This is a genomic window from Sphingobium sp. FW306-1B-F04DB, from assembly GCF_058781925.1.
Window position 1 is genome coordinate 18,222 of the sequence record NZ_JBYSXE010000052.1, and the last position, 12,060, is coordinate 30,281.

At 62.5% G+C, this 12,060-nt stretch carries 11 protein-coding genes; 4 read left to right on the forward strand and 7 right to left on the reverse strand.

All coding sequences use genetic code 11. The features are described 5' to 3' along the window. Nucleotides 1-130: 130 nt before the first annotated feature. Genes AC3WJD_RS18240 through AC3WJD_RS18255 form a run of 4 tightly spaced genes read left to right on the forward strand, consistent with a single transcriptional unit; the run spans nt 131 to nt 5,359 of the window. Nucleotides 131-3,001: a TonB-dependent receptor domain-containing protein gene (locus AC3WJD_RS18240; protein WP_492748152.1), complete on the forward strand. Its 2,871-nt coding sequence runs from the start codon at nt 131-133 to the stop codon at nt 2,999-3,001. 29 nt (nt 3,002-3,030) lie between these two features. Next, entirely contained in the window at nt 3,031-3,585 is a 555-nt protein-coding gene (locus AC3WJD_RS18245) for a VOC family protein (RefSeq protein WP_492748153.1), read from the forward strand. Further along, on the forward strand, nt 3,582-4,577 hold the full coding sequence (locus AC3WJD_RS18250; RefSeq protein ID WP_492748154.1) for a fumarylacetoacetate hydrolase family protein: 996 nt from the start codon (nt 3,582-3,584) through the stop codon (nt 4,575-4,577). Before AC3WJD_RS18245 ends, AC3WJD_RS18250 begins: the two co-directional genes overlap by 4 nt. Next, nucleotides 4,574-5,359 carry an alpha/beta fold hydrolase gene (locus AC3WJD_RS18255; protein WP_492748155.1) on the forward strand — a complete coding sequence of 262 codons (786 nt, stop codon included), beginning with the start codon at nt 4,574-4,576 and terminating at the stop codon, nt 5,357-5,359. Before AC3WJD_RS18250 ends, AC3WJD_RS18255 begins: the two co-directional genes overlap by 4 nt. Before the next feature lie 42 nt (nt 5,360-5,401). Here the strand turns inward: AC3WJD_RS18255 and AC3WJD_RS18260 are convergent, their stop codons facing one another. The 7 genes from AC3WJD_RS18260 to AC3WJD_RS18290 form a co-directional block, all read right to left on the reverse strand. Then, complete coding sequence (locus AC3WJD_RS18260) at nt 5,402-6,700, reverse strand: transporter family protein (protein ID WP_492748156.1); 1,299 nt, start codon at nt 6,698-6,700, stop codon at nt 5,402-5,404. A 42-nt stretch (nt 6,701-6,742) separates the two neighbouring features. Beyond that, nucleotides 6,743-7,453, reverse strand: a complete 711-nt coding sequence (locus tag AC3WJD_RS18265; RefSeq protein ID WP_492748157.1) for a hypothetical protein — start codon at nt 7,451-7,453, stop codon at nt 6,743-6,745. A 9-nt stretch (nt 7,454-7,462) separates the two neighbouring features. After that, the gene (locus AC3WJD_RS18270) at nt 7,463-8,176 is read right to left on the reverse strand and encodes a C39 family peptidase (protein WP_492748158.1); all 714 of its coding nucleotides are present in this window, start codon (nt 8,174-8,176) and stop codon (nt 7,463-7,465) included. Next, nucleotides 8,157-8,579, reverse strand: coding sequence for a hypothetical protein (locus AC3WJD_RS18275; protein WP_492748159.1), 423 nt, complete (start codon nt 8,577-8,579; stop codon nt 8,157-8,159). Before AC3WJD_RS18275 ends, AC3WJD_RS18270 begins: the two co-directional genes overlap by 20 nt. Before the next feature lie 81 nt (nt 8,580-8,660). Continuing rightward, a complete protein-coding gene (locus tag AC3WJD_RS18280) occupies nt 8,661-9,521 on the reverse strand; it encodes a hypothetical protein (RefSeq protein ID WP_492748160.1) in 861 nt (286 codons plus the stop codon). A 94-nt stretch (nt 9,522-9,615) separates the two neighbouring features. After that, on the reverse strand, nt 9,616-10,476 hold the full coding sequence (locus AC3WJD_RS18285) for a hypothetical protein (RefSeq protein ID WP_492748161.1): 861 nt from the start codon (nt 10,474-10,476) through the stop codon (nt 9,616-9,618). Nucleotides 10,477-10,595: 119 nt separating this feature from the next. Then, the gene (locus tag AC3WJD_RS18290; RefSeq protein ID WP_492748162.1) at nt 10,596-11,723 is read right to left on the reverse strand and encodes a helix-turn-helix transcriptional regulator; all 1,128 of its coding nucleotides are present in this window, start codon (nt 11,721-11,723) and stop codon (nt 10,596-10,598) included. Nucleotides 11,724-12,060: the final 337 nt, after the last annotated feature.

Sequence of the window (12,060 nt, forward strand, 5' to 3'; positions counted from 1 at the left end):
AACCGGACTGATTGGCAAGCGGACGGATCGTGCCGACAGCGCCGTTCAAAAACCCATGCCAGAGAAAGACCGACGCACGCAGAGGGTGAGAAACCCCGGCGGACACTGGAACGGGGAAGAGAGGATGGGAATGAGAGCGCTGCACAAGGACATTATGGAGGGGCGCCGCCTGGAGCGAGGCAGCTATCTAAAAGCAACGAGCGCCGCGATCGCGGTATTCTCCCTGATGCCGGCGGGCATGGCCTGGGCCCAACAGGTGGAGCCCAGCGAAACAACGGCGCAGGTGAGCGAGGAAACGTCGGCAAGTGACATCGTGGTCACCGGCTCACGTGTGTCTCGCGAAGGGTTCACGGCACCGACGCCGACCACGATGATCGGTGTCGAGCAGATCAAGGCCGCGGCAACTGCCAGCATCGCCGATTATGTCAACCAGCTGCCCGCACTTGTGGGTTCGAACACGCCGCGTATCGCCAATACCGGCGCGTCGGCGACGGTCGGTTCCAACCTTTTCAACCTGCGCAGCCTGGGCGCGAACCGCACACTCGTGCTGCTCGACGGGCACCGTGTGGTGCCGTCCACGATCACGGGCAATGTCGATATCAATCTGCTGCCGCAGGCACTCGTCCAGCGCGTCGACGTGGTGACGGGCGGCGCATCGGCCGCCTGGGGTTCGGATGCCGTTGCCGGCGTGGTCAACTTCGTCCTCGACCGCAAGTTCGAAGGCGTCATGGCGAATATCCAGAGCGGAATTTCGGATGAGGGTGACGCCCGCACGTTCAAGGCCGAGCTGTCCTATGGCACGAGCTTTGCTGATGGGCGCGGCCATTTCATCGTCAGCGGCGAATATCATGACGACGGGGCAGCCGGAAAGGTCAGAACGCGCGACTGGTTCAAGAGCCGCAAGGTGATCTTCAACCCCGCCTGGACGCCGACCAACGGCCAGCCCCGGCGCATCGTCCAGACCGGGGTTGGCGCAAGCAATGAGACATCGGGCGGGCTCATTACCGGTCCGGCGACCGTCACCGTCGGCGGCGTCACCATGTCCAATCCCTTGCGCAACATCCGGTTCGGCCCCGGCGGCGTGCCGATGCCCTATGATCCAGGCACGGTCAGCGGCATTTCGGCCTTTGGCGGCGATGTCGAGGACATCAGTCAGGCGATCGAGCTGGCTGTGCCGCTGCGCTACGGTACGGGCTATGGACGGCTGAGCTATGAGGTGGTGCCCGACGTCACAATCTATGCCGAGGCGACCTATGCCAAGGCGTGGAACGAGATCGTGGCGCGCGTCTATGAGCGCGGGGGCAACATCACCATCCAGCGCGACAATGCCTTTCTGCCCGACAGCATCCGCACGCAAATGACGTCGCTCGGTCTAAACTCCGTCCAGATGGGCCGCATGTTTCTCGACTGGGGACCCTTGCGCGGACGCAACCGGCGTGAACAGCAGCGCTATGTAGCTGGGCTCGAGGGTGAACTAGGTGGCGGCTGGTCCTGGGATGCCTATTTTCAGCACGGCAAGACCGATTTCTCGACCGGTGCCTATGACAACAATCCGATCATCGCCAATTTCAATCGTGCGGTGGACTCGGTGGTCAATCCCGCGACGGGCCAGATCGTCTGCCGTTCGACACTCTCCAATCCGACCAACGGATGTGTTCCCCTCAACATATTCGGCTCGGGATCGACGTCTGAGGCCGGACGTAACTACGTGTTCGGACGCTCGGTGCAGGATATCACGATCCAGCAGGATGTCGTGGCGGCAAGTCTGCGCGGCGAGCCGCTTTCCCTCTGGGCGGGACCGGTGTCGGTCGCTCTTGGTATAGAGGGGCGCCGCGAGAAATACCGGTCCACGGCCGACGCCCTCTCGCTGACCGATGCCTTCTTCGTCGGCAACTTCAAGCCGTCCAAAGGCAAATATGATGTGAAGGAGGCCTTTTTCGAGACAGTGGTCCCGCTGCTCGCGGACGAGGCCTTCGCCAAGTCGCTCGATCTCAACGCCGCCATTCGCCTGACCGACTATAGCCTGAGCGGCTCGGTGACGACCTGGAAGGTCGGCGCCACCTGGGATCTCGACGAGCAGATCCGCGCCCGCGGCGTGGTGTCGCGTGATATCCGTGCACCGAATCTGAGCGAGCTCTTCCAAGGCGGTGCCACGCTCAACCAGACCGTCGATGATCCGGTCACCGGCACGAGCTATAGTTCGCGTACGGTCAGCCAGGGCAATCCGAATCTCAAGCCTGAAAAGGCCGATACCAAGTCAGTCGGCGTCGTCTATCGACCCAACTGGCTCGACGGCCTGTCGCTCTCTGTCGACTATTTCGACATCAAGATCGACGGAGCGATCGCAAGCCTGATCGCCCAGCGCGTGATCGACAAATGCCAACAGGGCATCACCTCGCAATGCGCCTTCATCACCCGGAGTGCACCGACAGGCCCAATCGCCAGCATCCTGCTTGTGCCGCAGAACATCAATTCGGAGCGGACCAAGGGCGTCGATGTCGAGGCGACGTATCGCACCGAATTCGGCAAGGGCGACCTGACGCTGCGCGCGGTCGCAACCTATGTCGACGAGCGGTCTGAAACCGCCGATGGCCAGAAGGTCGAATATGCGGGCACCAACGCCAACGAGTCGCAACCGTCCAAGGCGGTGCCGCGCTGGCGGGTCATGTCGTCGGTAACCTACGATCTGGGCGATGTCGCATCCACGCTGACAGGCCGCTTTATCAGTGCGGGCAGGTTCAACAACGCCTGGGTCGAGGGCGTCGATATCGACGACAACACCGTGGCCTCCGCCTTCTACCTCGACTGGTCGATGACTTACAGGATCGACAGCTTCGGCAAGGGTGCTGAAGTCTATTTCGCGGTCCAGAACCTGCTCGACAAGGATCCGCCGGCCTCGCCCAACTACTCGACCGCCAGCACGATCCAGACCGGTGTGAACGGCTACATCTACGACGTCATCGGACGCCAGTTCCGCATCGGCGTGCGGACCAAATTCTAAAGATGACAGGTTTCACAGGAGAAAAACCGATGCTGTGCAAGAAGCTGCATCATGCCGCTTTCAGATGCGTGGATGCGGCCGAGACGGTGGAGTTCTACACCACCGTCCTTGGTCTCAAGTTCACGCATGCCATGGGCGAGGACCATGTCCCCTCGACCGGGGAATATAGCCCGCACATCCATATCTTCTTCGAGATGGGGGACGGATCCAACATCGCCTTCTTCGAGGTGCCGCAGGCGCCGCCGGGCATCAAGGACACCAACACGCCTGATTGGGTCCAGCATTTCGCCTTCGAGGTCGAAAGCGTGGATGCCCTCGTCAAGGCCAAGGCGGAACTCGAGGCCAAGGGCATCGATGTGCTCGGCCCCACCAACCATGACGATTTTATTCTCTCGATCTATTTCTTCGATCCCTCCGGGCACCGGCTCGAACTGACGGCACGCACCGCGACGCCTCAGCAATATGCGCAGTTCGAGAAGGAGGCCGCGGCGGTCCTCGAATGCTGGAGCGAAACGCACGATTGGTCGAACCGGGAGCGCATCTTCGGCAGCGCCAGCGGCTATCGCCGGGAGGCGCTCCAATGAAACTGACGACTCTCAACGAAGGCGGTCGAGACGGCACCCTTGCGGTCGTATCAGACGATATGCGCGAGGCAGTTCGCGCAGACGGCATCGCGCCGACGCTGCAGGCTGCGCTCGACAACTGGGCCGAGATAGAGCCGGCGCTGCGGGCATTGGACAGGGCGCTGGCTGAGGGAACTGCGGAGGGCGCGTTCGACTATGATCCGCGCTCTGCGATGGCGCCGCTCCCGCGTGCCTATCAGTTTCTCGACGGCAGTGCCTATTTTTACCACATGTCGGTGGTTCGGGCAGCCCGAGGCGCTAAGCCCCCGGAAGATTTCTTCGAAATCCCGCTGATGTATCAGGGCCTGTCCGATCCGATCCTCGGCCCCAGCCAGCCGCTGCGGCTAACCGAGGACGAGGCCTTCGGCATCGATATCGAAGCGGAGATCGCGGTCATCACCGGCGATGTGCCGATGGGGGTCAGCGTCGAGGATGCATCAGGCTTTGTGCGGCTGATCGTTCTCCTGAACGACTATTCGCTGCGCGGCGTGATCCCGCCGGAGATCGGGCGGGGCTTCGGCTTCCTTCAGGGCAAATGCGTCAACAGCATGGGACCCGTGGCGGTCACGCCGGACGAATTGGGAGAAGCCTGGAACGGCCGGCTGCTTTCGGGTCGCTACCGTATCCACATCAACGGCCAGCAACTCGGCGAACTCCAGCCGGGCATCGATGCCAGTTTCGACTATGCCCAACTCATCGCGCATGCGGCGCGGACGCGCGAACTGCGGGCGGGGACGGTGATCGGGGCAGGGGCACTCGCCAATGCAGATCATGCCCGGCACGGCAGCGGATGCATTGCTGAAGAGCGCGCGCACGAACAGATGCGCGATGGTGCGCCCTCCATGTCCTATCTCAGGTTCGGGGATCGCGTGCGGCTTGAGATGTTCGACGACAGGGAGCGTTCGCTGTTCGGGGCCATCGATCAGCAAGTCGAACGGTACCTGCCGGCATGAGCGCGCCCGTGATCGGCCATGCCCTGCATGGCAACGGTCCCCGCCGCGTGCTCGCGCTCCACGGCTGGTTTGGCGATCATCACAGCTATGATCCGATCCTGCCGCTGTTCGATGGCGACGCCTATTCGATCGCGCTGATGGATCAGCGCGGCTATGGGCTCTCGCGCGATCGTGACGGGCCCTATGACGTGGCGACGATCGCGGCCGACGCCCTGACGCTTGCCGACCATCTCGGCTGGGAACGGTTCAGCCTGATCGGACATTCCATGGGCGGCAAGGCCGCGTTGAAAGCGGCAACGCTAGCGCCCGAAAGGATCGAGGCGGTCATAGGCGTGACTCCCGTATGGGCGGGAGAGGCGCCGTTCGACGCGGATACGCTCGCGATGTTCCGCGCGGCAGCGACCGATGCCGCCACGCGCGGGATCATCATCCGCCACTCGACCTCCAACCGGCATGACGATGGCTGGTACGCGGCACTGGTCGGGGAGTCGCAGCGGACGGCCAGTATCGAGCCGTTCGCCGCCTATTTCGAATCCTGGGCCCTGGACGACTTTTCTGATGAGGTTGGCGGTCTATCGATTCCAGTTCAGGTCATTGTCGGTGGCTTTGACCAGGCAATTACGCCCGAACTCATAGCTGCTACCTGGCGGACCCATTTGCGCAACTGCTCTATCAAAATCCTCTCGGACGCGAGCCACTATCCCATGCAGGAATGCCCGACCGCACTGGCCGAGGCGCTTGTCGACTTCCTGCAGTTCCCGGAAGTCTTGCAGAGCGGCTGAAAGTCGCTCAACGAGTGCGAGAGTCTGGATCGCGAACCGAGTTCAGTTGATGGTGAACGGGATACGAAGCGTTGTGCGCAAATCGGTCGCGTCGTCGGTCGCACCGAGTTCCACGGTCCAGTTGATCGTCGTCCGGTCGGTGACGCGGTAGCTGATCCCGAACAGGAAACGGCCGATCTGAAGGTCACGCGTACTCGTGACGATGGGGTCACCGAGCACCGAAACACCGTTCCTGACGGTGATCGGCCGTATCGTGCTCTTTGTCGAAAAGACCCAGTTATGCGCATAGGCGAAGCTGATCGACGTCCGCTCGTTGAGCGCGAGGCCGATGCCCCCGGTCATGTTGGGACCCGACCCGGGCTCGACATGATCTATCTGGGCGTCGCTGATGCGGGTGTCGACGTCCTCACCGAAGTTGAAATTGTAGCCGAGCACGCCGAACAACGTGGCGGGATCGGTCGGCATCAGTACGGTGACGCTTGGAGCTACGCCCCAGAAGCCGAAGCCCGTGGCAGCCTTGGTGGCATCGCCAAGCGGATCACGTGGCACCTCGAAGGGGCTCGAGCCTGTCGGCGCGACAACCTGAAGGTTGGCGGTCAGGAACGGCCATCCCCCGGTACCGTCGGTCAGCTGATAGCGCGCGAGCAGTTCGATGTCGCCGATGCCTGAACCTGTCACCGACCGGTTGATCGTTCCCGCTCCCGACTGCGGGGGGTTCTGGACGAGCGGCACGAGGACGAAGGCGTCTTCGCGATAGATCCAGGGCACGCGGACGCCGATTTCGAAACGATCGGTCACGCCGAACCGCGCAAGTCCCGCCAGCGTCAGCACATCCTGCCGGCTTTCGTTGATGTCGAATATGCCGACCAGAACCGATTGGGGAATCTCGATGCCACGGAAAACAAACCGATTGCGGTCGGTGCGACCATATTCGACAGACGGTTCCAGGGTCAGCCGGCCGGCCCGGGTCAACACGCTGCCCTGTTCCGCGAGTACGGCCACGTCCTGTGCAGGCCGCGTCTCCGCTGGCTTCTCGCCAACACTGGAAACCTCGTCCGCAGGCGGCGGAGCAGAGCTGACGGGCGGCGGCGCGGCCTGGGCGCTCTGCACGCCGGCACCGCGCATCTTGCCGAGCAGGGTTTCCTCAAGCTCGTTGAGGCGTCTTTCCTGCGCCTCAAGAATGCGTCGCTGCTCCTGGACGGCCTGGCGTTCCGCCTCGATCTGGGCCTGGAGCGCGATAAGGTCGGAGGCTTCGGGTTTTGCCGGGGTGGTCTGCGCAAAGGCCGGCGGGATCCACAGCACGCCGGCGAGCGCGGCCGTTGCTGGCAGTATGCCCTTCATCGATACCTCCCCGGTGACCGGCTCGGCCAGGTTGTCGCGTTCCTAGTGAATGCCGCGACCAGCGGCATCGAGCGCGATCGATTCCCACCGAAGCATTGCATTGCCGATCGGCACCGCCGAATTATTCAAATCAACATTGACGGTAACGATAGTATCAATTGCTCTGTCATTGGCCGTGTTCGCTATCAAGGTCCCGGTAAGGCTACCCATCATATGATGTAATTCAAGGGAATTGCCGGATAATACTACCACTGATCCGCTCTCGTCCTGTTGGAGCCGGACGGAACCCCATTGGGTCATCGAAGATGGTCCGTTCGGGGTAAGCTCGATTTTTTGCTGACCGGTGTCGGCGGGAGCCGCGGAAACCGGCCCTTCCACAATCCGCACCGTGCCACCGCCGGGCAAGGCCGCGACGGTGCCCTCTTGCGCCGATGAAGCCGGGCCCTGTTCTCCGTTGGCGGCGGCGCCACCGGTAAAGACACTCAGGCCGGCGGCATCCCCGGCGCTCAAAACGGTGCGCAGCGCGAGCGCGCCATCCACGAGTGTCCGAATCTCGATCCCGATCGAAATGTCCATGCCGTTGGGAAGCTTGTATCCCGCGCGCATCTGATCGAGTTGCGCGTCGGTAACGCGCTCGCGCCCGGCAAAGGGGGACGCGTCAGCCGAAGCGGCCGATGTCCATGCCGGACCTGTCCAGCAAAAGAGGAACAGCGTTGCCAGAAGCGGCTTTCGGAGCAAGCGTCTGTGCGTCACATCCGCCTCCTACATCTCGACCGGGAAAGGTTGGGCCCGCGTCAGTTCGAGCGCCTGAAGGCTGACCGGCTCCATCAGTGCGGTGGCACGGGCGCGCGCCACGAGTCCCCATTCCTCGTCGCGTCCGAAGCTGCGTTTTCCACGCTCGACCTCATCGCCGATCGCGAAAAGGATACCGTTCCACATCGCCTTGAACGCAGCGGCGTCGATGAGCCGCATGCCGAGCGAGGGATCGCCGACAAGCACCTTGCCGTTGGCCACGCCCTTGATGACGACGAAATGCTTGTATCCCCGCATGTTGATCAGCGCGATTCCGGGCAGCCTGATCTTCTCGATGTCAGCGAGCGATACGACATAGCCGTCGGCGCGGATGCCCCGCGCGTTGAGATAGCGCTTCATGTCGAGCAGTGAAAAACCGAGCCGGCGGATTTGCGCACGATCACCCTGACGCCACATTCCGACAAAGATCGATTGCTCGGTCTGCACATCGCCATAGTGATAATGAAGCAGGGTCGCGAGCGCCGCCGAACCGCAGCTGAAATCATATTGCTGGCGAACGACGGTTAGATAGCGGCGTTCGACCATGCTCTTGACCGGCAGCGAATAGTCGCCCGCCGGCAGGCTGAGCCAGCTGCCACTCCGGGGAACCGTCGTATCCGCACAGCCGGCAAGCATCATAACGATCACCGCGATCAGCGGGGAGCTAGTTCCTGATCGCAACATTGACGTTCATCGACGCGTTGATCGAGACGTTGTTGCCCGTATTGGCGTTGATCAGACCCAGTCCGCTAAAGTTCTGGAACGAGCCGCCATCGATCAGGATCATGCCGGTGGTGGAATCGCCGTTGATCGTATTGTTGGCCACGTTGCCCGTGTTTTGCGCGTTTATGTTCTGATTAAGCACCGACACGTCCGCCATGCCGGTGACGCCTGCCAGCGCGGAATCATCGATGACCGCGGCACTCGCAAAAGGCGACGGGCCTTCGGCCCGGTCGACGGGAGCCGGCGAAATCTCGTCCAGCTGGATTGTAACGGCGGCACTTCCGGCGTCGGATTCCGCGCCCGCCATTGCGGGAACAAGGCCGAGAAGTACAATTCCGGCCATCATCGGATATCTGAGGGTCATAGCGGCCTCCCTCCTGCATGTCGCACGGGGACAAGAAAGGGCCGGTCGCCCGTCGGGCGACCGACCTTCTTCCTGCGCCGCTTACGGCCCTACGTTGAAGGTGCCGATATTGGCACCGACGTTGATGCTCGCATTCTGCTGCGAGAACACACCGGTGTTGACGTTCATGGCGTTGAGACCGGCAAAGTTCGAGAACGCACCATTGTCGAAGAACGAGCCCCAGCCCATGAACGGCGCGCCGCCGGCACCGCCATCACCGCCATCACCGCCCGTGCCGCCGGCACCACCGGTGCCGCCCGCGCCGCCAGTTGCGCCATTGTCAGCCGCGCCGCCCGAACCGTCGCCGCCGTCGCCGCTGGTAGCGGTGCCGCCGCCGGCGCCGCCGTTCGACGGTTGCCAGAACCAGACCTCGCCACCGGTCACCGTGCCGGCAAGCGTCGAGGCAGTGGTGAGCGTGGTGTAGGTGGTGGTCGCGACACTGCCATTATTGGCCGCGCCGACGCCGCTGGCATCGCTGTTGTCGCTGTTGTCACTGGCATCGATCGCGAAGTTCGAGGTGCCGCCATTGTTGGCAGACCCGATGCCGCTCGAGTCGCTGTTGTTGCTCGCATCATGCGCATCGACCGCGAAATTCGAGGTGCTGCCATTGTTGGCCGAGGCCAGGCCGCTCGAATCGCTGTTGTTGCTCGCATCATGCGCATCGACCGCGACATCGAGCGTGATGGCCGATGTGCCACCATTGTTAGCGGAACCGAGGCCGCTCGAATCGCTCGAGTTCGAATTGTCGGTGGTCGTGTCGGTCGAGCTGTCTGTGGAGGTGGCGGTGGCGCCGTTGTCGGCCGCTGCCGAGCTGCCTCCGACATCGGCGGTTTGCGCCAGCGCCGGTCCCGAGACCAGCGCGAGCGCCCCGATCGAGGCGGTCAATAGCAGGATATGCTTCATGATATGATCCTCTCCGCTGTTAAAATCGGGGCGAGGCGGATCCGGACGACGCTGTTCAGCATCATGTGCGCCCGGATCCGCCCGCCAATCCCGCTTACGGCCCTACGTTGAAGGTGCCGATATTGGCACCGACGTTGATGCTCGCGTTCTGCGAGGAGAACACACCGGTGTTGACGTTCATGGCGTTGAGACCCGCAAAGTTCGAGAACGCACCGTTGTCGAATTCGGAGTCCCAGGTCATGACCGGCGCGCCGCCCGCACCGCCGGCACCGCCAGCACCGCCCGTGCCGCCGGCACCACCGGTGCCGCCCGCGCCGCCGGTTGCGCCATTGTCAGCCGCGCCGCCCGAACCGTCGCCGCCGTTACCGCTGGTGGCGCTGCCGCCGCCATCGCCGCCGCCCGCGGGTTGCCAGAAATAGACCGTCCCGCCGGTCACCGAACCGGCGAGCGTCGAGGCAGTCGTGAGCGTGGTGTAGGTGGTGGTCGCGACACTGCCGTTGTTGGCCGAGCCTACGCCGCTGGCATCACTGTTGTTGCTGTTGTCACTGGCATCGATCGCGAAGTTCGAGGTGCCGCCATTATTGGCAGACCCGATGCCGCTCGAGTCGCTGTTGTTGCTCGCGTCATGCGCATCGACCGCAAAATTCGAGGTGCTGCCATTGTTGGCCGAGGCCAGGCCGCTCGAATCGCTGTTGTTGCTCGCATCATGCGCATCAACCGTGACGCCAAGCGTGATCGCCGATGTACCGCCATTGTTGGCGGAGCCGAGGCCGCTCGAATCGCTCGAGTTCGAATTGTCGGTGGTCGTGTCGACCGAGCTGTCTGTGGAGGTGGCGGTGGCGCCGTTGTCGGCCGCTGCCGAACTGCCTCCGACATCGGCGGTTTGCGCGAGAGCCGGTCCCGAGACCAGCGCGAGCGCCCCGATCGAGGCGGTCAATAGCAGGATATGCTTCATGATATGATCCTCTCCGCTGTTTAAAAGGCGGTCGCGATCCGTCGCCCGCGCATGCGGGTTGGTGCACTTGAGGGTTGGTATCGCGGGCGGCCTATAATAGCCGCTTGTGCCGCAGGGACTTAGCCCCAGACGGGTAGACGCTCTGCCCTCAGGCGAGAAGAACCATTACCCCCATTTGAAGGGGAAATCGCGGCCGCCTTGATGCGCACGACGCTGTTGAGCATTACACGTACCAGATCGGCCTGCCGATGGGTGTCGGTCTTTGAGAAGACCTGCTTCAGATATGCGCGGGCAGTTTGGGTCTGAACGCGCATTTCGTGGGCGGCGCCCTCGATCGTCATCCCCTCTACCAGATGGATGGCGAGGCAAGCTTCGGTCGCGGTCAGGCCATAGGCCCGACAAAGCGCCGCAACCAGTGACTGGGTGTCGCTGTCCGGGTCGAGGACGTGGAGGACTGTGGCGGCGCTGCCCTCGTGGCCGTTGGGAATGCGTGAAAGGGCTGCAACGAGCGGTCGGGCATTCGAGCGGCGCAGGAGCATCACCGAGACGCGGCCCGCTTCGGGTACCGCCAGGTTTTCGTCGCAATGGTTGAAATACTGGATCGCGGTCTGCAGGCGTACGGCATTGTCGAAATCGGTGGCAGTGATCGATTGACCTGCACGGCGCAGACCTTCTCCTGCATCCAGCAGGCGCAGTGCCTGCTCATTCGCGAACAGGATATTGCCGTCCGTATCGAGCAGGATGGTGGTGAAGTCGAACAAATCCAGCGCCTGGCCTAGAAAGGCAGCGCGGTCCCTGTCGCGTTGAACCTGCCACAGGAGCCGGAGGTGCGAGTCTACCCAGCCCTGTATCGTCTGTGGTGTCTGTTTGCCCTGGGTTGGCGGGTATGGACCAACCCGGCATGCTGAAAGTGCAAGTAAGGTCGACGGCTCGACCCGGCAGAAAAAGGTATGTCGCGAAACATCTCCCGCCGGCTCCGGCGAATAGCCCGTCTCCAACCCAAAATCGATGGCGGGGGGACTGATTTTTTCCGGCTGCCACGCATCGAATCCAACCGCTTGCTGAATGGATCGGGCGATCCGTGAAGCCAATGCCTCAGGCATATTGAACGCGGCAAGGATATTGGGCTGATCGCGGTGCGTTGCATGTAGCGTCAATACGCCCATGGCGCATTCGAGATGACTGGCGACCAAGCGAAACAGGCTGCCGACTTCCGAATGGTCAGAGTGTGCTGTCGAGGTTTGCACCGCGACCCTCTCCTTCTGACTTGTCTGCACAGGGAATGCTCAGATATTTGATCCGCCCTAACAGGAAAATAGGTAATTTTCGGGAGAACGGGCGACTAAAATGGTTAGTCGGGCGGGGCATTGGGGGTCCCCCGCGGCTTCCCCGTGACGTTGCGCGAGAGCTCTCAAGTATTCACGCGATCTCTGGAAAGAATCCTAACTGTCTTTGACAGGCACCCATGAGTGCCCGCACCCAGTCCCCGTCCTGCACGGGTCGCGGGTATCAAGCGACATCATGAAGTGGTCCGGGGGCGACATGCAAAACTGGTCCCCCCAGGGTTGTTAGGCACTCTCCAAA

Excerpts from the sequence above, each read along its gene's own strand:
- AC3WJD_RS18240 (WP_492748152.1), top strand. The coding sequence starts at position 131 with ATGAGAGCGCTGCACAAGGACATTATGGAGGGGCGCCGCCTGGAGCGA.
- AC3WJD_RS18245 (WP_492748153.1), top strand. The coding sequence starts at position 3,031 with ATGCTGTGCAAGAAGCTGCATCATGCCGCTTTCAGATGCGTGGATGCG.
- AC3WJD_RS18250 (WP_492748154.1), top strand. The coding sequence starts at position 3,582 with ATGAAACTGACGACTCTCAACGAAGGCGGTCGAGACGGCACCCTTGCG.
- AC3WJD_RS18255 (WP_492748155.1), top strand. The coding sequence starts at position 4,574 with ATGAGCGCGCCCGTGATCGGCCATGCCCTGCATGGCAACGGTCCCCGC.
- AC3WJD_RS18260 (WP_492748156.1), bottom strand. The coding sequence starts at position 6,700 with ATGAAGGGCATACTGCCAGCAACGGCCGCGCTCGCCGGCGTGCTGTGG.
- AC3WJD_RS18270 (WP_492748158.1), bottom strand. The coding sequence starts at position 8,176 with ATGTTGCGATCAGGAACTAGCTCCCCGCTGATCGCGGTGATCGTTATG.
- AC3WJD_RS18275 (WP_492748159.1), bottom strand. The coding sequence starts at position 8,579 with ATGACCCTCAGATATCCGATGATGGCCGGAATTGTACTTCTCGGCCTT.
- AC3WJD_RS18280 (WP_492748160.1), bottom strand. The coding sequence starts at position 9,521 with ATGAAGCATATCCTGCTATTGACCGCCTCGATCGGGGCGCTCGCGCTG.
- AC3WJD_RS18285 (WP_492748161.1), bottom strand. The coding sequence starts at position 10,476 with ATGAAGCATATCCTGCTATTGACCGCCTCGATCGGGGCGCTCGCGCTG.